At 68.2% G+C, this 18,475-nt stretch carries 18 protein-coding genes, 1 other RNA gene and 1 pseudogene; 10 read left to right on the top strand and 10 right to left on the bottom strand.

The features are described from left to right. Window positions 1–3: 3 nt before the first annotated feature. The 6 genes from Q8S40_RS15350 to Q8S40_RS15325 all read right to left on the bottom strand — a co-directional run bounded on the left by Q8S40_RS15350 (window position 4) and on the right by Q8S40_RS15325 (window position 7,941). Entirely contained in the window at window positions 4–1,023 is a 1,020-nt protein-coding gene (locus Q8S40_RS15350) for a serine hydrolase (RefSeq protein ID WP_305671075.1), read from the bottom strand. 88 nt (window positions 1,024–1,111) lie between these two features. Further along, window positions 1,112–2,761, bottom strand: coding sequence for a hydantoinase B/oxoprolinase family protein (locus Q8S40_RS15345; RefSeq protein WP_305671074.1), 1,650 nt, complete (start codon window positions 2,759–2,761; stop codon window positions 1,112–1,114). Continuing rightward, window positions 2,758–3,747: a GIY-YIG nuclease family protein gene (locus tag Q8S40_RS15340; protein WP_305671073.1), complete on the bottom strand. Its 990-nt coding sequence runs from the start codon at window positions 3,745–3,747 to the stop codon at window positions 2,758–2,760. Before Q8S40_RS15340 ends, Q8S40_RS15345 begins: the two co-directional genes overlap by 4 nt. After that, a complete protein-coding gene (locus tag Q8S40_RS15335) occupies window positions 3,747–5,852 on the bottom strand; it encodes a hydantoinase/oxoprolinase family protein (RefSeq protein ID WP_305671072.1) in 2,106 nt (701 codons plus the stop codon). The genes Q8S40_RS15340 and Q8S40_RS15335 overlap by 1 nt, the downstream gene beginning before the upstream one ends. After that, window positions 5,849–7,114 carry a Zn-dependent hydrolase gene (locus tag Q8S40_RS15330; protein ID WP_305671071.1) on the bottom strand — a complete coding sequence of 422 codons (1,266 nt, stop codon included), beginning with the start codon at window positions 7,112–7,114 and terminating at the stop codon, window positions 5,849–5,851. Before Q8S40_RS15330 ends, Q8S40_RS15335 begins: the two co-directional genes overlap by 4 nt. Window positions 7,115–7,149: 35 nt before the next feature. Beyond that, complete coding sequence (locus Q8S40_RS15325) at window positions 7,150–7,941, bottom strand: SDR family oxidoreductase (RefSeq protein ID WP_305671070.1); 792 nt, start codon at window positions 7,939–7,941, stop codon at window positions 7,150–7,152. A gap of 157 nt (window positions 7,942–8,098) precedes the next feature. Here Q8S40_RS15325 and Q8S40_RS15320 point away from each other — a divergent pair, with 157 nt between their 5' ends. From Q8S40_RS15320 to Q8S40_RS15300, 5 genes are all read left to right on the top strand, one after another. Next, a complete protein-coding gene (locus Q8S40_RS15320) occupies window positions 8,099–9,076 on the top strand; it encodes a D-glycerate dehydrogenase (RefSeq protein WP_305671069.1) in 978 nt (325 codons plus the stop codon). A 128-nt stretch (window positions 9,077–9,204) separates the two neighbouring features. Beyond that, window positions 9,205–9,561, top strand: coding sequence for a hypothetical protein (locus tag Q8S40_RS15315; protein ID WP_305671068.1), 357 nt, complete (start codon window positions 9,205–9,207; stop codon window positions 9,559–9,561). 76 nt (window positions 9,562–9,637) lie between these two features. Next, window positions 9,638–10,291 (top strand): flavin reductase family protein, encoded by a 654-nt coding sequence (locus Q8S40_RS15310; RefSeq protein ID WP_305671067.1) that lies wholly within the window; start codon window positions 9,638–9,640, stop codon window positions 10,289–10,291. 128 nt (window positions 10,292–10,419) lie between these two features. After that, window positions 10,420–11,973, top strand: a complete 1,554-nt coding sequence (locus Q8S40_RS15305) for an iron ABC transporter permease (RefSeq protein ID WP_305671066.1) — start codon at window positions 10,420–10,422, stop codon at window positions 11,971–11,973. Beyond that, window positions 11,970–12,209, top strand: a complete 240-nt coding sequence (locus Q8S40_RS15300; RefSeq protein ID WP_305671065.1) for a hypothetical protein — start codon at window positions 11,970–11,972, stop codon at window positions 12,207–12,209. The genes Q8S40_RS15305 and Q8S40_RS15300 overlap by 4 nt, the downstream gene beginning before the upstream one ends. Here Q8S40_RS15300 and Q8S40_RS15295 read toward each other — a convergent pair. After that, window positions 12,206–12,949: a sulfite exporter TauE/SafE family protein gene (locus Q8S40_RS15295; RefSeq protein WP_305671064.1), complete on the bottom strand. Its 744-nt coding sequence runs from the start codon at window positions 12,947–12,949 to the stop codon at window positions 12,206–12,208. The two genes, Q8S40_RS15300 and Q8S40_RS15295, sit on opposite strands and share 4 nt — an antisense overlap. A gap of 95 nt (window positions 12,950–13,044) precedes the next feature. Here Q8S40_RS15295 and Q8S40_RS15290 point away from each other — a divergent pair, with 95 nt between their 5' ends. Next, the gene (locus tag Q8S40_RS15290) at window positions 13,045–13,875 is read left to right on the top strand and encodes a helix-turn-helix domain-containing protein (RefSeq protein WP_305671063.1); all 831 of its coding nucleotides are present in this window, start codon (window positions 13,045–13,047) and stop codon (window positions 13,873–13,875) included. On the opposite strand, the gene bfr is transcribed toward Q8S40_RS15290, so the two are convergent. The 3 genes from bfr to Q8S40_RS15275 form a co-directional block, all read right to left on the bottom strand. Beyond that, window positions 13,833–14,315: a bacterioferritin gene (gene bfr, locus Q8S40_RS15285; protein WP_304813531.1), complete on the bottom strand. Its 483-nt coding sequence runs from the start codon at window positions 14,313–14,315 to the stop codon at window positions 13,833–13,835. The two genes, Q8S40_RS15290 and bfr, sit on opposite strands and share 43 nt — an antisense overlap. 48 nt (window positions 14,316–14,363) lie before the next feature. Beyond that, a complete protein-coding gene (locus Q8S40_RS15280) occupies window positions 14,364–14,540 on the bottom strand; it encodes a bacterioferritin-associated ferredoxin (protein ID WP_168050486.1) in 177 nt (58 codons plus the stop codon). Window positions 14,541–14,625: 85 nt separating this feature from the next. Further along, on the bottom strand, window positions 14,626–15,675 hold the full coding sequence (locus Q8S40_RS15275; RefSeq protein WP_305671062.1) for a Fe(3+) ABC transporter substrate-binding protein: 1,050 nt from the start codon (window positions 15,673–15,675) through the stop codon (window positions 14,626–14,628). Window positions 15,676–15,844: 169 nt separating this feature from the next. Between Q8S40_RS15275 and rnpB the strand changes: the two genes are divergently transcribed. From rnpB to Q8S40_RS15255, 4 genes and pseudogenes are all read left to right on the top strand, one after another. Beyond that, window positions 15,845–16,263, top strand: an RNA gene (gene rnpB / locus Q8S40_RS15270) — RNase P RNA component class A. A 353-nt stretch (window positions 16,264–16,616) separates the two neighbouring features. Further along, window positions 16,617–17,081, top strand: coding sequence for a division/cell wall cluster transcriptional repressor MraZ (locus tag Q8S40_RS15265; protein WP_305671061.1), 465 nt, complete (start codon window positions 16,617–16,619; stop codon window positions 17,079–17,081). Continuing rightward, window positions 17,078–18,028 carry a 16S rRNA (cytosine(1402)-N(4))-methyltransferase RsmH gene (gene rsmH / locus Q8S40_RS15260; RefSeq protein WP_305671060.1) on the top strand — a complete coding sequence of 317 codons (951 nt, stop codon included), beginning with the start codon at window positions 17,078–17,080 and terminating at the stop codon, window positions 18,026–18,028. Before Q8S40_RS15265 ends, rsmH begins: the two co-directional genes overlap by 4 nt. Continuing rightward, window positions 18,025–18,475 (top strand): annotated as a pseudogene (locus Q8S40_RS15255) (hypothetical protein); the annotation flags it as partial. The gene rsmH and the pseudogene Q8S40_RS15255, both read left to right, overlap by 4 nt.

Here is an 18,475-nt window from a genome sequence, read left to right as displayed (position 1 = left end):
GGCTCAGGCGCCTTCGGTAAAGGCGGGCAGGATGCCCTCCACCAGCAGCGCGTGCCGGGTCTGCACCTGGCCGCGCACCCGTGGCACATCGGCATCCGAGGTCATCACCACCGTCAGCCCCAGCGCCGGCAGCAGATACAGCATCTGCCCGCCATAGCCCCAGGCGAAAAACACTGTCTGGCCGCGTGCTTCCGCGATCCACCAGCCGAGGCCATAGCGCTGTCCCGACCAGGCGGACTGCCCGCGTGGCACCCAGGCCTGGCGCAGGAAGCCCTCCGGGATCACCTGGCGCCCCGCATGCCGCCCGCCGTTGCGGCAACACTCGCCGAAATCCAGCAGCGCCTGGGGCGACAGCGCCATCTCATTGCCGCCGAAATGGAGGCCCTGCGGGTCCCGCGTCCACTCGGGAACATTGTGGCCGAGCGGGCGGAACAGCCAGTCCTGCGCCAGGTCGCGCACGCTGCGACGGCTGGCGCGGGCCAGGACGGCGGACAGGATGTGGGACGTGCCGGTGGAATACAGCATCCGCCCGCCCGGCTCATCCACCATCGGCCGGCCCAGCGCAAAGCCCACCCAGTCCCGGCTGCTGACCCAGCGGCCGTAATTGGCGCCCGAGGTCGGCTCCAGCCCCGCCTGCATGGACAGCAGGTGCCCCAGCGTGATGCGCCGCACCGCCGGGTCCGCCTCGCGCGGGATGCGGCTGGCAAGGATCGGCGCCACCGGCTGGTCCAGCCCCTCCAGCACGCCACGCTCGATGGCAATGCCGGCGAGCATGGCGAGGATGGTCTTGGAGGCGGATTTGATGTTGGTCGGCCGGTCCAGCCCGCCGCCGCGGAACACCCGTTCCAGCACCGGCGTGCCGTGCTGGGCGACGATCAGGCTGCGCAGGCCGGGGGTTTCCGCGGCACGCTCCAGCCCGGCGGCAAGGCGGCCCGCCGGAGGGCGGGGCTGGGCGCGCAGCGTGGCGGGCGCCATCAGCAGGAAGCCGCCGGCGAGCGCGGCGCGTCGGGTCGTCTGGATCATGCAGCAGGAGGTGGGGGTGGCCTCCACCGGCCCAAGGGCGGCGGAGGCTTCGGTTACACCTTGAAAAGGCTGCCGGACCGCAACGGGTTCAGGCGCCGTACAGCGCCTTCGCCTGCTCCGCGCTGATCAGCCCATCCGCCACGTCGCGTTCAACCAGGGCGCGGTCGCGCTGCTTCGGGTCGCCCATGCCGCCGCCGCCGGGCAGTTTCAGCAGCAGGCGCTTGCCCTTCGGGACCACCTGGAAGCCCTTGGTGCGGACCGTCGTGCCATCCGTGTGGCCGACCCAGCCGGCGGCACCATCACCGCCGCCATCACGGCCCTTCGGCGCATTTGCCACGCGGTCGAAGATGGCGTTCACGGCGAATTCAGCCTCGCCCTTGGTGCCGATCTCCATGACCTTGCCGAAGCCGCCACGGGTGCGGCCGGCGCCGGCCGAGCCTTCGCGCAGCTGGTTCTGCCAGAAGATCACCGGCGCGACATTCTCCGTCGCCTCCACCGGCATGGTCCGCACGCCGGAGGGGAAGGCGGTGCCGTCCATGCCGTCCTTGGTGCGGCGCGCGCCGGTGCCGCCGGAGTTGAAGGTGATGATCTCGAAATCCGGCAACTCCGCCGCCGCGCCGGAGACCTGCGCCCCACCCCGCAGCGGCGGGTTCCACAGCGCCGAGGAGCCTTCCGCCGTGACGCGATCCGGCACTGCCTGGTGCAGGCAGCCCATCATCAGGTCCGGCAGCAACTGCCCCACCACATGGCGAACGGAGACCGGATAGGGGCGCGGTGCATTCAGGATGCAGCCTTCCGGAATCTCCATGCGGAAGGGCGCGAGGGACGCCCAGTTGTTGGGGATCTCCGGCGCCACCACCACCTTGATGCCGAAGCAGGAATAGGCCCGGCAATAGGAGGCGGGGACGTTGATGCCGCGGCCCGAAAGCCCCGATGTGCCGGCATAGTCCACCACGATCTCATCCGCCTTCACCGTCATCGCCGCCTTCAGCGTGACGGGGGCCTCATAGCCATCGGAGGTGATCTGGGCGCTGTAGCTGCCCTGCGGGATCTTCGCGATCTCCTCCAGCGTGGCCTTCAGCGAGCTGTCGAAGATGTAGCTGGCCAGCGGGTCCAGGCTGTCCATGCCGAACTCGTCCAGCATCTCCACCAGCCGCTTGGCGCCGGCATCGTTGCAGGCGCAGAGCGAGTAGATGTCGCCCTCCAGCTCCACCGGGGTGCGGGTGCCGACGCGGACGAAGTCGAACAGCGTCTCGTTCGGCTTGCCCCGGTCGAAGCATTTGACGATGGGGATATACAGCCCCTCCTCGAACACGCTGCGCCCTTCCGGGCCCATGCCGAGGCCGCCGACATCGATGACATGCGCGGTATTGGCGAACAGGCCGACGATCCTGCCACGCTGGAAGGCGGGCGTGACGACGGTGAGGTCGTGCAGGTGGCCGGTGCCGAGCCAGGGGTCGTTGGTGATGTAGTGGTCGCCGGGCTTCATCGTCTCGGCGGGGAATTTCGCCAGGAAGTGGCCGACCGATTCCATCATGGAATTCACATGGCCCGGCGTGCCGGTGACGGCCTGCGCCAGCATGCGGCCCTGCAGATCGAAGACGCCAGCCGAAAGGTCACCGGCTTCCCGCACCGTGGTGGAGAAGGCGGTGCGGATCATGATCTGCGCCTGTTCCTCCACCACCGCGATCAGGCGGTTCCACTGGATCTGCTGCTGGATTTTTATCAGTGCGTTCATTGTGGTGCGAGCCCCAACTGCTCAAGAGTTATTGGTGGCTGCTCCGCACGCATACGCTGCCCCCACCACTCGTTATAGGTTTGCCCCGTGGATTTCAGCTTCCACATATCTTTGCCATTCACGGAATTTCCCGATACCAGCTGTGCCGCTGCGCTAATGCTCTTGGCCGCGATATCTTCCTTTAGTTCGAGGAATCTTCCGTCCAGCGCAGGGATGATGGCGCCACTCTCGATGCCTCGCGCTCTCAGCGCTTTGGCAACTCCACCCATAGAATCGGTCTGTGCTGCATTTAGCGTTGATTGCGCAAGCACGACAAACTGACTTCCATCAATGCGCATGCTCGCGTTTGCACCATTCACCGAATATGAAAATGTCTCGGCGGAAATATCGTCGGCGACTTTCTCACTTTGTGTAGGTCCGACGAATGGTCGCGACATGGGCATTAGCGATCTGCTATCCTGAGACCCTCTCCTAGTAAACTCCCGAAAGAACGACACACCGAGGACTTGCGCAAGAACGCAGACATTGTCGACAAATTCGTCCACGAAGCTCTTGTCGCCTTCGTCCAAAGTACCAGGACTCGTTCCGCCATTCAGAAGTCTAGTCTTTTTTGCCTTCTTCGCGCGTTCCGTCAAAAGATGCTCGGCACGCAACGCATGAGCTTTGTTGAACATTCCATCGGTGCTTGTAGCCAGTAGAACTTGGCTCCAATCAGCGCTATCACGTTTGTCATGAGTTTTCATTCTCACGACAAACGAATTACATTCGCCAATATATGCAACCTCGTCAGATGCGAGCATATCTCCCTCAGTTGGCTCGCCAACAAATGCGTAGACAGCCGGCCGGTTCGCCTCAAGCGTGCTCATTAGTGCAGGAAGATTGGCCCATGGGCAGGCCATTAGCACCGTAGTACGACCCGCAATGAATGCCGAACGGATGCCGTCCGGATCGTTCGCCAGCAGTGTCAGCCGGATCAAGCTGGCCATCAGAAAGCCTCTCCCCGCACCAACTCTAAGTATCCGAGCCCATCTACGCGGCAACGCCAGCCGGACCCGACCAGCGTGCTGGTCTCGTCCTCCGCGACGATGCACGGCCCCGGCACGGTGGCGCCCACCGGCATCGCCGCGCGGTCGTAGACCTGCCAGGCAGCGACCTCGCCCGTCGCCGTATCGCGCACCTGCTGCACGCGGATCGGCGCGGGCGCGGGCGCATCGGCGACTGGTGCCACTGGCTCCACCGCATCCGCCACCGTCGCGACCGTGACGGCGAAGGACAGGATTTCCACATCGCTGCCCGGCACCGGCCGGTCATAGAAGCGCGTGTATTCGGCATCATAGGCCGCGCGAATTGCCGCCACGTCCTGCACCGTCAGCGGCCGCGAGGGCAGCGCAACGTTGATCTCATGCCCCTGCCCGACATAGCGCATGAAGGCGATGCGGTGTTCCTCGGTCGGCGCACCGAACGCCCCCTCCGCCACGACTCGCGAGGCTTCGGCCGACATTTCGGCGAGCAGCGCATTCACCGCATTCACGTCGAATGTACGAAAACGCTGATACAGCGACTTCACCACCTCATAGCCCACCGGCGCGCGCAGAAAGCCGATGGCGGAGCCGACGCCGGCACCGCTTGGCACCAGAACGCGATCCACGCCGATCTTCTCCGCCACGCGATAGCCATGCACCGGCCCGCCGCCGCCGAAGGCGATGATGCCGCGCCCGTCATAGCCCTTGCCGCTTTCGATGGCATGGACACGCGCCGCATTGGCCATGTTCTCATCCACCATCTCGACCACGCCGAGCCCCGCCATCTCCGGCGCCAGCCCCAGCCCGCGGCCGACATGGACATCGAGCGCATCGAGCGCCGGCTGCACATGCAGCTTCAGCGCGCCGCCGGCGAACAAATCCGGCTCATACCGGCCGAGCGCCAGGTTCGCATCCGTCACCGCCGGCTTGTCGCCGCCGCGGCCATAGCAGGCCGGCCCCGGATCTGCGCCCGCGCTTTCCGGCCCGACCTGGATGCGGCCGAGTGCATCGAGATGCGCGATGGAGCCGCCACCGGCGCCGATCTCCACCATCTCGATCACTGGAATCCGCAGCGGCAGGCCGGAGCCCTTCTTGAAGCGGCCGACACGCGCGACCTCGAAGGTACGCGAGGCCTGCGGTGCGAAATCGTCGATCAGGCACACCTTGGCCGTGGTGCCGCCCATGTCGAAGGACAGAACCTTCGACCAGCCGCGCTGCTTCGCCACATGCGCGGAGAAGATCGCGCCACCGGCCGGGCCGGATTCGACAAGCCGGATCGGGAAGCGCGCCGCGGTCTCCAGCGTGGTGAGGCCACCGCCCGACAGCATCATGAACAGCGGGCAGCCGAAGCCGCCTTCCTTCAGCCCGGTCTCCAGCCGCCGCAGATAGCTCGCCATCAGCGGCTGCACATAGGCATTGGCGGCGGTGGTGGAGAAGCGCTCCCACTCGCGCATTTCCGGCGACACTTCGGAGGAGATCGAGATGGGCAGGTCCGGCCACAGATCCTGCACGATGGCGGCGGCGCGCTTTTCATGCGCCGGGTTCACGAAGGCATGCAGGAAGCCGATGGCCAGGCTCTCGATGCCCTCGGCGCGCATCACCTCGACCTGCGCGCGCACCGCGGCTTCATCCAGCGCCAGCAGGATGTGGCCCTCATTGTCCAGCCGCTCCGGCACCGTCAGGCGCCAGCGGCGCGGGATCAGCGGCTGCGGCAGGTCGATGTTGAGGTCGTACTGGTCGTAGCGGGACTCATTGCCCAGGGCGAGCACGTCCCGGAAGCCAGCCGTGGTCAGCAGTGCGGTCCTGGCGCCCTTGCGTTCGATGATCGCATTGGTGGCAAGCGTGGTGCCATGGATGACCAGCGCGATATCGGCCGGGGTCAGCCCCGCCTTTTCCATCACCAGCTTCACGCCATTGAGCACGCCAAGCTCCGGCGCATGTGGCGTGGTCAGGACCTTGCCGGTCCAGCGCTCGCCGTCACGCTCGACGGCCACATCGGTGAAGGTGCCGCCGATATCGACGGCGAGGCGCGCCTGCGGCGCGACAGCGAAACGCGAATCAACGCTCACTGCGAAGCCTCGCTCGCCCAACGCGTCACGACGGCACACGCATCCGCAAAATCTTCCATCCGCATCGCTTCCTTCGGATTATGGCTGCCATTCTGGTTGCGGACGAAGATCATCCCGCTCGGGATGCCCGCCATGGCAAAGGCCGCCGCGTCATGGCCGGCGCCGCTCGCCATCGCCAGATGCCGGATGCCCAGCGCATCGGCCGCACGCGCCAGGCCGGACTGAATCTCCGCATCCATCGGCGCCGCGCGGCTGGTGGTCTCGGCACCGAGTTCGAAGCGCACGCCGCGCCGCGCCTCGATCTCCGGCACCGCCTCATACAGTGTTTCCATCAGCAGGTCGCAGCTGCGCGGGTTCACGCTGCGCACATCAAGCTGAAAGCGCGCCTCCCCAGCGATCTTGGTGAAGCCGGCGTCTTCCGTCGTACCCATGACGCAGAACGTCACGACCATCACATGGCCGCGCGCCTCCAGCTCCACCCATCGGTCATCGACGCGATGCGCGAGCTCGGCGAGTGCGATCGCCGCATCGCGCCGGTATTTGCGCGGCGTTGCGCCCGAATGGTTGTACTCGCCGAGCACGCGGGATGCGCGCAGCCGGCGCGTGCCCGGAATGCCGGTGACGATGCCGACCGGCACGCCCTGCCCCTCCAGCACCGGCCCCTGCTCGATATGCAATTCGAGAAACGCCGCCGTGTCGTCGCTGGTAAAGGTCTTGCCGCCTGCCTCGACGAAGCCGGGATCAAACCCCTCGTCGCGCATATGCTCGGCCAGCGAGCGGCCATTATCCTGCCGCTTCACCGCCAGCTCTTCCGGCTTCAGCAGGCCGAGCGCGCCGCGCGAGCCGGGGTAGGAGATCGGGAACCAACTGCCCGCCTCCTCCGCCCGCACCGCCACCACCGTCACGTCGCGCCCGGGGATGAAGCCGGCGCGCTTCATGCCGGCCACCGCGGCCAGGCCGCACAGAACGCCGGCGGCGCCATCGAAATTGCCGCCCTCCGCCACGCTGTCCAGATGGCTGCCGATCAGCACGCGTTTCGCCCTGCGGTCGCTGCCCGGCAGCGTCATCAGCAGATTGCCCACCGGGTCCGCGCGGCATTCAAGCCCGATCCCCTCCGCCGCCGCACGCACTTGTTCATGCGCGCGGCGTTCGCCAGCGCCATAGGCATCGCGCGTGATGCCGACGCCATCGAAGCTGGCTTCGCGCAACTCGTCGAACAGCCGCGTGGCGAGTTCGATGTCGGGGGAGAGGTTCGGGATCACGGCAGGTCTTTCCTACAGCATGCTGCGGAAGTGGATCACAGCATGCTCCGCACGCGGCCGCCATCGATGCGGATCATGCTGCCGGTGATATAGGCGCCCTGCTCGCTGGCGAGGAAGGCACCCATCGGGCCGAATTCGCTCGGCATGCCGATGCGGCGCGCCGGAATCTCAGCGGCCATCTGCGCCAGCTCCGCCTCCACCGTTGTGCCGCCCTTACTGGCGCGTGACGTCGCGTTCTGCGTGATGCGGTCCGTCATGATGCTGCCGGGTGCGATGACGTTCATCGTCACGCCATCCTTGGCCACTTCGCCGGAGTAGGTCTTGAGCCAGCCCCAGATCGCCGCGCGCAACACGTTGGACAGCGCCAGGTTCGGAATCGGGTGCTGCATGCCGGTGGAACCCACCACCAGCACGCGGCCCCAGCCACGCTCACGCATCGCCGGCATCAGCCGGTTGGCGATGCGGATGGGGGAGGCCACGATCTGCTCGAACCAGGTGTGCAGGGACGCATCCGTGATCTCGGAGGCGATGCAGGGCGGCGGGCCGCCATGGTTCAGCACCAGGATGTCCACGCCGCCCAGCAGGCGCACCGCCTCATCGGCCAGCTTGTCCATATCCGCGCCATTGGCGACATCCGCCGGCACGCCGAAGGCCTCCGCCGCACCGGCCGCCTTCAGCTCGCCCGCCACCACATCCAGCTTCGCCTGGTCGCGCCCGCTGACGACCACGGAGGCGCCCTCGGCCGCCAGGCTGTCCGCGATCGCGCGGCCGAGGCCCTTGGAGGCACCCATCACCAGGGCGCGCTTGCCCTTCAATCCGAGATCCATGGTCGTTGATTCCTTGATGAAGCGATTGGGCGGAACCTGCTACCTGCCGCCCCGGCTGGCAAGCCGCCCCACTGGCAACCCACTGGCAAGCCGCCCCACTGGCAAGCGAGCCGGGCTCTGCTACCAAGGTGGCAATCTGCCCGGGAGACGACCCATCATGCCGAAGCCCATCCTGCTGCTCACCCGCCGCCTGCCGGAAGCCATCGAGATCCGCGCCGCGCGGGACTATGACGCCCGCCTGAACAGCGCCGATGAGACCTGGTACCGGGACGGCGCCGAAATCGCGCGCCGTGCGACCGAGGCCGGCGCCGCCGGCATCCTCTGCGCGGCCGGGGACCCGATGGGGCCGGCCACCATCGCCGCGCTGCCGGACAGCGTGAAGATCATCGCCACCTTCTCCGTCGGCACCGATCATATCGACATCGCCGGCGCCAAGGCCCGCGGCATCACCGTGGCCAACACGCCGGAGGTGCTGTCCTTCGCCACCGCCGAATGCGCCTTCACCCTGATGCTGATGGCCGCCCGACGCGCCGGCGAGGGTGAGCGCATGGTCCGCGCCGGCAAGTGGGATGGCTGGGCGCCGACGCAGCTGATGGGCGTGACGCTGGAGGGCAAGCGCCTCGGCATCGCGGGCTTTGGCCGCATCGGGCGTGAACTCGCCGCCATGGCGCGCGGCTTCAGGATGGAAATCCACTACCGGGACCTGCGCCGCGTGCCGCCGGAGCTCGAGCAGGGTGCGACCTTCCACGACGATGACCGCGGCTTCCTGTCCGCCATCGACATCCTGTCCATGCATATGCCGGGCGGCGATGCCACGCGGAAATGGCTGAATGCGGAGCGCCTGTCCTGGATGCGGCAGGGCGCCGTCGTCATCAACACCGGCCGCGGCGGGTCCGTGGATGACGCTGCGCTGGTGGCGGCGCTGAGCTCGGGACATATCCGTGCCGCAGGGCTTGACGTCTATGACGGCGAACCAAAGGTCTTCCCCGGCTATCTCGGGCTCGAGAATGTGGCGCTGCTGCCGCATCTCGGCAGCGCCACAATCGAGACGCGTGACGCCATGGGCCAACGCGCGCTTGGCAACGTGGATGCCGTTCTGCTGCACGGCAAGGCAGCACCCGACGCTGCAAAATAATCAAACTGCAGGAAATCCGCCTTGACTTTCAACCGCAAGTGGTTTCGTTAGGAGAAAGTTGCGCTTCAGTCGCGGGCGGCGGGCTACGGCACGCCGCCCGAATCCGAGAAGAATGATCGCGGAGAACCATGAGCCAGGTCGCCCGGATCACCCTGTTCGTCCACGACCGCGCAGGTCACCTCGAGACCCTGCCGGACCAGGATCTGCTGCACGCGCTGCTGCAGGAAACCCCGCTGGTGACCCGGCATGAAGATGGCAGCCGCACCTTCGTATTCGATATGGTGGAACCGGAACATCGCCTCGCCGGGCCGCAACACCGCACCCGGATCAGCACGCTGGACAGCCTGCGGCTATGCGGTGCCGCGCTGGCCCGCACAGCCCGCTCCCTCGGCCTGCCACTGACCGCGGCGCTGGCCGAATCGGCGGAGCTTGTGGCGCGGGAGGAGATGCGCGCGATGCAGGTGCCAAAACGACGGCAATGCTGAACGGCTGAGGGCACGGCCCCTCGACAGCGGCGGCGCCGGGCGGCACTAGACGGGGCACAATGTCGGAGCCTCGTTGATGCTGTTCGACCTCGATGCGCTGCCGGCGGCCAGTCGCTACAAGCTGCTCACCTCCACCGTGGTGCCCCGGCCGATTGCCTGGGTGGTGACACAGGATGCGGCAGGCCGGCTGAACGCGGCGCCCTACTCCTTTTTCAATGTCTTTGGCTCCGACCCCCCCATCATCGCTCTCGGCGTCGGCAACCGGCCGAGCGGCGCGGTGAAGGACACCATGGCGAACATCGCCGCGACCGGCGAATTCACCATCTGTCTGGTCACCGAAGCCACGCTCGCCGCCATGAACATCACCGCGGCGGATTTCGAGGCCGGGGTGGATGAGGTGGCGCAGGCGGGCCTGGCGACCTTGCCCTCGACCAAGGTCGCCCCGCCGCGGCTGGCAGACAGCCCGGTGGCGCTGGAATGCACGCTGTTCCAGACCATCCCGATCGGTGCGCATAGCCTGGTGCTCGGCCAGGTCCGCGCCATGCATGTCCGCGACGCCGCGGTGATGGACCCGCTCAAATGCTACATCGACAGCCCGGCCCTTGGCCTCGTCGGCCGCATGCATGGCGCTGGCTGGTACACCCGCCTCGATGACCGGCTGGAGGTGAAGCGCGTCACCGCCGCCCAGCTCGCGGAGCCGAAGGCCCAACTGGCGGAGCCGAAGGGCTGAGCGAGAAGCTTTCCCTCGAAGGTTTTCCGGCGGAGCGCCAGCGCCCCGGCCCGCCGCGCAGCCGGCGGCTCGCGCCCGCCTGGGCGTGGGCCTCGCTGCTGGCCGCCGGGCTGATCGCGGCGCCGCTGGTGGCCGTTCTGGTCACCGCCGTGGCACCGCTCGGCGACGACCAAGCGCATATCGTGCAGACCCTGCTGCCGGATCTGCTGGTCAATTCCGTGCTGCTGGCGGTGCTGGTGGGCGCCCTTGCCGCGGCGATGGGCGCGGTGACCGCCTGGCTGGTGGCCAGCTGCGCCTTTCGCGGCCGCGGCGTGATCGAGATTGCCCTGCTGCTGCCGCTGGCGATGCCCGCCTATGTCTGCGGCTATGCCTATGTCTGGCTGCTGGATGTGGCAGGCCCGGTGCAGACCATGCTGCGGGAGGTCACGGGCCTGCGCTGGGGTGAGTATTGGTTCCCCGAGATTCGCAGCCTGCCCGGCGCGGCCTTGATGCTGGCCGCCGTGCTGTACCCTTACGTGTACCTGCTGTGCCGCAACGCCTTCCTGCAGCAGAGCGTCTGCCTGCTGGAGGCGAGCCGGACGCTCGGCCACGGCCTGCCGCGCACCTTCCTGCATGTGGCGCTGCCGATGGCCCGCCCGGCGCTGGCCGGCGGCGTGGCGCTGGTGCTGATGGAGACGCTGGCGGATTTCGGCACGGTGCAGCATTTCGCCGTCCGAACCGTCACCACCGGCATCTACGACACCTGGTTCGGCCTGGGCGATCGGCCGGCGGCGGCGCAACTGGCCGCCGCGCTGATGGGGCTGGTCGCCATGCTGCTGCTGCTGGAACGCGCCTCCCGCGGCGGGCGGCGTTTCCACCCGACCACCACGCGCAGCCCGCCGCTGCGGCCGGTGGTGCTGCGCGGCTGGAAGGAAGTGGCGGCGATCCTGGCCTGCGCCCTGCCCGTCTGCCTCGGCTTCCTGATTCCCGGCGCGGTGCTGTTCAGCCTGATGCTGGAGGCGGGCGATCCGCTGGACCCGCGCCGCACCGTGCCCTTCGCGCTGAATTCCGTGACGCTGGCCAGCATCACCGCGGTGCTGGCGGTGGCGCTGGCGGCGCTGCTGGCCTGGGGGCAGCGGCTGCATCCTTCCCGCCTGCGCGCCTCGGCCAACCGGGTGGCGGCGCTGGGCTATGCGCTGCCGGGCTCCGTCATCGCGGTGGGCGCGCTGGTGCCGTTCGCCATCTTCGACAATGCGCTGGATGCCTGGATGCGGGCGCGCTTTGGCGTCTCCACCGGGCTGCTGCTGTCAGGCAGCATCGCGGCGCTGATCTTCGCCTATCTGGTGCGCTTCCTGGGCGTGGCGCTGTCGGCGGTGGAATCCGGCCTGGCGCGTATCCGGCCCAGCCTGTTCGGCGCCGCCCGCGTGCTCGGCCGCACGCCGGGCCAGGCGGTGCGCGCGGTGGAATTGCCGCTGGCGCGCGGCGCGCTGCTGACGGCGGGCGTGCTGGTTTTCGTCGATACGATGAAGGAATTGCCCGCCACGCTGATCGTGCGACCCTTCGATTTCGACACGCTGGCGGTGCGCGTGCACAATCTGGCCTCCGATGAGCGGCTGGCGGAGGCGTCCACCGCCGCGCTGCTCATCGTGCTGGTCGGGCTGCTGCCGGTGGCGGCGCTGGTGCGGGGGATGCGGCGGGGATGACGACGAACGAGCCATTGCTGCGCGCGATCCGCCTGGCCCTGGATGGCGATTGGCAGGCGGCGCATGAGATCGCCCAGGCCGATCCGGGCGCGGACGCCGCCTGGGTGCATGGCTGGTTGCACCGGGTGGAGGGCGATGACGCCAATGCCGGCTACTGGTATCACCGCGCCGGCCGCAACCCGGGCCAGGGCAGCACGGCGGAGGAAGCCGAGGCGATCGCCCGGGCATTGACCTAAAGCAGCCGCGCCAGCCCATCCCAGACGATCAGCTTCAGCGCCAGCGCCACCAGCACCAGCCGGAAGATCGGCAGGAAATGGCGTTCCTCCATGCGGCTCAGCGCCACCTGCCCCACCGTGGTGCCGACCAGCGCGGCGGGGATCATCCACAGGATGGTGGTGCCGTATTCGGCAAAGCTGAAGCCCACCAGCGTGAAGCCCGCCACCTTCAGCAGATTGCCCACCACGCCGAACACGCCGAGCGTGCCCACCACCTGTTCCTTCGACAGGTCGCGCCGGATCACCAGCACACCCAGGATCGGCGCGATGACGCCGACCACCATGTTGAGCGCCCCCGTCACGAAGCCGACGGGCACAAAGGCCCAGAGCGGAAGGTCCCGGTCGTGGAAACGCTTCATCTGCCGGGTGAACAGCGACAGCAGCACGAAGAACCCGATCAGCATCTGCACCGCCGCCGTCGGCAGCCCCTGGAACAGCCACAGGCCGAGCGCGACGCCGGCCGGCATCAGCAGCGCGAAGCGCCAGATGATCGGCCAGACCAGCTTGTCCCGCAGCAGGATCACGCGCCAGATGTTGGAGGCAAGCTGCACCGCGCCATGCACCGGAATGGCGGCAACCGGCGGCATCACCTGCAGCATGATGGCGATCAGCGCCGTCCCGCCGCCCGCGCCCACCACCGCCGTCAGCGCGGAGGTGAAGAAGGCGGCGCTGGCGAGAAAGGCGATGTCGGCGGGGTTCATGCGGCGCGTTCCGGCTTGTGGCAGTGGCGCTGCCATCCTACCGGGAAGAAGGCGGCCCGCTTTCGCATGCAGGCCAGAGATGATCGGAGGCGGGCATGGTGCGGCGGGCGCGGGCGCAGGAATACGAGGCGACGCCGCGACCGCTGATCGCCGTCGGCAACGACTATCCCGCGGGCCATTGGCACCCGACCCATTCGCACCGCCGCGGCCAGTTCCTGCATGCGGAGCGCGGCACCATGATGGTGGTGACGGAGGCCGGCGGCTGGGTGGTGCCGCCCCAGGCCGGTGTCTGGATTCCGGGCGGCATCGCGCATTCGATCCGGATGCTCGGCGCGGTCTCGACCCGCAGCGTGTATCTGGAGGGCGCAGCGGCGGCGCGCCTGCCGGCCATCTGCGAGGTTCGCGGCGTGGCACCGCTGCTGCGGCACTTGCTGATCGCGGCCATCGACCTGCCGCCGGAATATGAGGCGGAGGGCCGCGCCGGCTACCTCGTGGCCTTGCTGGTGGAGGAATTGGTGCGCGCGCCCACCCTGCCCTTCAGCGTACCGGCGCCGGCCGAACCGCGCCTCGCGGAGGCCTGTCGTCGCTTCTGCGCCGCACCCGATATCGGCGAGGATATCGCGGCCTGGTGCCGCGAACTCGGCCTCAGCCGGCGCGGCTTCACCCGGATGTTCCGGGCGGAGACCGGGCTGAGTTTTCGCGCCTGGCAGCGCCGCGCCTGCCTGCAGGCGGCGTTGCCCCGGCTGGCGGCGGGGGAGCGGGTGACGGCGGTGGCCCTCGACCTCGGCTACGGCGCCCCGGCGGCCTTCACCGCCATGTTCCGGCAGGTGGTGGGCGTCTCGCCGCAGGCCTGGCGCGCCGGCGCCGGGGGGAGCGGGCCGGATCAGTCCTGGTCGGGCGCCGCGTCGCTGTTCAGCAGGATGTAACGCTCGATGCCGATCTGGCGGATCAGGTCGAACTGGCGGTCGAGGAAATCCTCGTGCTCCTCCTCATTCGCCAGGATCTTGAGCATCAGGTCGCGCGAGACATAGTCGCGCACGCTTTCCGAATGGGCGATGCCGTCGCGCAGATCGACCAGCGCCTTCTCCTCAAGCTTCAGGTCGCATTCGAGGATTTCCTGCACGTTCTGGCCGACCAGCACCTGGTTCAGCCGCTGCACATTTGGCAGGCCGCCGAGGAACAGGATACGCTCGATCAGCCAGTCGGCGTGCTTCATCTCCTCGATCGATTCCTCGTATTCCTTGCGTGCCAGCTTGGTCACGCCCCAGTGCCGCAGCGTCCGGGAATGCAGGAAATACTGGTTGATCGCGGTCAGCTCGTTGGTGAGCTGCAGATTGAGGTATTCGATGACCTTGGCGTCGCGCACATCCGCATCCTTCTGACCGGTGACCCGGCCGGGACGCGGATCTGGGGGTTACTTCCCGCCGCCGCCGCACCCCGCGCGGACCATCGAAAGGATGGTCCCCGTGCAGCCACCGCACTGGGCGCGGCAGCCACAAGCCGCATAGACATCATGCGGACGGTCGGCACCCGACGCCAGGGCGGCGGCGATCTGCTTGTCCGTCAGCGCATTGCAGATGCAGATATACATGCAGCCCGCCCTTTTCGCAGCCTGAGTTTCGCAACTGAAAGGAAGTCATTGGGCGGGAATGTCGCCCGCCCAGCTTGTGCCGCGTTCAGCGCCAGCCGGCGCGCTGCATGATCCGCAGCGCCTCGGCCGCATTGGCGCCATAGGTGCCGGCGTTGAGCTGGTCCTCGCGGAATTCGCCGAAGGCGGCCAGCACCGGGTGCACCGGGGCATCGGCCACCACCGGGTATTCCATGTTGCCGACGGCGAAGATCTCCTGCGCCCGCGGGCTGGTCAGGTATTCGATGAAACGCTGCGCGGCGGCGGCGTTCGGCGCGGTGCGGACCACGCCGGCGCCGGAGATGTTCACATGCGCGCCGCGGTCACCCTCGCCCTGGTTCGGGAAGATCACACCGATCCGCTCCGCCATCGCGCGGTCCTCGGCGCGCTGCGAGGTCATCATGTTGCCGAGATAGTAGGTGTTGGAGATCGCCAGCTTGCACTGGCCGGAGGGGATGGCACGGAACTGGTCGCGGTCACCGCCCTGCGGCGGACGCGCCATGTTGGCGGCAACGCCACGCGCCCAGGCCTCTGTCGCCTCCGGCCCATTGGCGGCCAGCACGGACCCGGTCAGCGACGTGTTGTAGGGGTGTGAGGAAGACCGGACGCAGATCTGCCCGCGGAAGCGCGGATCGGCCAGATCCTCGAAGCGGTTCAGGCCCTCGGGCCGGCCGGCCTCGCGGTCATACATGATGACGCGGGCGCGCTTGGAGACACCGAACCAGAAGCCCTCCGCATCGCGCAGATTGGCCGGGATGCGGCTGTCCAGCACCTGGCTCCGGATCGGCTGGAGAATTCCGGCCTCCTTGGCACGCGCCAGGCGGGCGGCGTCCACCGTGATCAGCACATCGGCGGGGCTGTTCGCGCCTTCGGTCCGGATGCGCTGGATCAACTGGTCCGCATCGCCCTCGATCAGCCGCACGCGGATGCCGGTCTCGCGGGTGAAGGTGTCGTACAGTTCCCGGTCCGTGTCGTAGTGGCGGGAAGAATAAAGGTTCAGCTCCTGCCCCTGCGCCAGGGCCGCGGAAGTCAGCGCGGCAGGGGCCGTGACGGCGAGGCCGAAGATGGGGAGCAGCGAGAGCAGATGGCGGCGGCGCATTGCTGAGATGCCTCTTGGACGTTGCGTGGGCCGAGCACTACCGCAATTGAGAAGCGTTCGCAAGCGCATTTGGTGCGCCCGCCGGCAGGCAAACGCCCGCGCCGCGCGCGGCCATGCGGCGGATCGCCGATTGACCGCGCGACGCGCACGGGCGATGTCATGCGCGGCGTCGGGTGGCTGGGCGACCGCTGGCGGGGATGCAAATTCCCGCTGGAGGAAAGTCCGGGCTCCACGGGAATACGGTGCCGGTCAACGACCGGCGGGGGTCAAACCCCAGGGAAAGTGCCACAGAAAGCAAACCGCCTCGGCACGCGCCCGCAAGGGTTCGTCCCGCGGTAAGGGTGAAAGGGTGCGGTAAGAGCGCACCGCTCCCACGGCAACGTGGGAGGCACGGCAAACCCCACCGGGAGCAAGGCCGAATAGGGGCGGCCGGCGTGATTCGTCCTTCGGGGCGGATGGACGCAGGGGCATTCTCGCCCCGTCGCCCGGGTTGGCCGCGAGAAGCCTGCGGCGACGCAGGCTCCAGAGGAATGGTCGTCCAGTGCCGCAAGGCATGGACAGAACCCGGCTTACAGGCCATCCGGCGCCACTTTTCCCGCCCATCCCTGCCGGACCAGCACCGGGACAAGAACAAAGCGCGAATACATGGCCTTCGCGCTCATCACGCGCAGTTTTCTCTGTGTTTCTGGCAGAACGTGACGCTAATCAACTGTTAATGCGCGATTTTAGCTGTGGACAGAGTGGTCCGACGCCGGGAATTAGCTTGCTTGCCCGGAAAATCCCGGATATTCCCTGGTTATCCCATGCGGGGCCCTGCTCGGGGGGGCATCTCGGGCTTCCAGGGGATGGTCGGGCGAGTCGGCGAGGTCGGGGGGCCTCGCCGACCGCTGAGCGGGGATTTCATCGGCAGGGGGCAGCAGCATCGCGCGATGACCCAATTCGTGGGCACGCATACAGGAAAGCTGGACCGCAAGGGCCGCATTTCCGTGCCCGCGCCCTTCCGCGCAGAGCTGGAGGCTGCCGCCACCAACCAGCTGGTCTTTCGTATCGCCCACACCCATCCCTGCATCGAAGCGCGTTCGCGCCCGGTTTTCCAGCAGATCGTCGATAGCATCGAGACCCTGCCGCATTTCTCCGAGGAGCGCGAATTGCTGGAAACCACCCTCATCGCCGGCAGCGAGATGCTGAAGCTGGACGGTGAGGGCCGGCTGGTGCTGCCGCAGGAGATGATCGCGGAGCTCGCGCTGGGCGACCAGGTGGTCTTCCTCGGCAAGGGAAATCGTTTCGAGATCTGGGATGAGGCGGCCGGCCGGGCGCATGTGGCGGAGTCGAAGCAGCGCGCGCGCGAATTGCGCCTTACCGTTGCTGCAACAGGCCTCAACACGACTCCGAAAGCCGTGCCATGAGCACGCATCTCCCCGTCATGCTGGAGGAAGTTCTGGCCGTACTGCAGCCGCGCGATGGCGCCATCTATCTTGATGCCACCTTTGGCGGGGGTGGCTACGCGGCTGCCATCCTGGCGGCGGCGGATTGTACATTGTGGGCATTGGACCGGGACCCGGATGCCATTGCCCGCGGCGCAGAACTGGCAGCGAAGTATCCGGGACGGTTGCACCTGGTGCAGACCTGCTTTGGCGACATGCTGGACAGCCTGGCGGCGCGCGGCGTGCATGCGCTGGACGGCGTGGTGATGGACCTCGGCGTGTCCTCCTTCCAGATCGACCAGGCCGAGCGCGGATTCTCCTTCCGCCATGACGGGCCGCTCGACATGCGGATGGGGCGGGAGGGCGCGACGGCCGCGGATCTCGTGAACAACATGGCCGAGCGCGAGCTGGTCACCATCCTGTCCGACCTCGGCGAGGAACGGCATGCGCGCCGTGTCGCCCGCGCCATCCTGCGCGAACGGGCCGTGGCGCCGATCACGACCACGGCGCGGCTGGCGGACATCGTGCGCGGCGCAGTGCCGCGCGACCCCTCCGGCATCGATGGCGCGACGCGGTCCTTCCAGGCGCTGCGGATTGCGGTGAATGACGAACTCGGTGAGATCGAGCGCGGCCTCGCCGCGGCGCAGGCGCTGCTGGCGCCGGGTGGGCGGCTGGTGGTGGTGTCCTTCCACTCGCTGGAGGACCGCCTCGTGAAGCGCGCGATGGTCGGCGCCGCGGGGCGCGCCGGCACCGCCTCCCGCCACGACCCTGCCGCGCTGCTGCCGCCGCCGGCGCCTGATTTCGACCTGCTGACTTTCCGCGCGTTGCGGCCCGGGGGTGCGGAGACGCACGCCAATCCGCGCGCCCGATCCGCCCGCCTGCGGGGCCTGCAACGCCGCCTGCCGATGAGCCAGGGAATCACGCCATGATCCGGCCCTTCACGATCCTCTGCTTCTGTGCCTTCGCCGGTGCCGGCGCCTGGCTGTACCAGGTGAAGCACCAGGTCGCGACGCAGGACCGAGAATTGCGCGAGGTCTGGCGGCAGATCGAGGTGGCGCGCGACCGCACCTCCATCCTGCGCGCCGAATGGGCGCTGCTGAACGAGCCGGGGCGGCTGCGCGAAGTGGCACAGCGCCATCTGCCGCTGGAGCAGATGCAGCCGCAGCAATTCACCCGGCTGCCGGACATGGTCCGCCGCCTGCCGCAGGCCGTCGCCTTCGCCGGCTCGCCCAACCTGTTCGTGCCGGAACGCCCGGCGCAGGAGAGCCCGGCGGCGGGGGTGATGCTGGCCGCCGCCCAGACGCCGGCACCGACCACGCCCGCCCCGGCGCCGCGCGCCGCAGCACCGGCCGCAACGCGCGGAAAGTCAGCAGGTC

Origin of the sequence: Falsiroseomonas sp. (assembly GCF_030695085.1) — a bacterium.
Taxonomy (GTDB): Bacteria; Pseudomonadota; Alphaproteobacteria; order Acetobacterales; family Acetobacteraceae; genus Falsiroseomonas.
The sequence above is the reverse complement of the archived record's forward strand: the minus strand, read 5'-3'. Positions and strand labels throughout refer to the sequence as shown.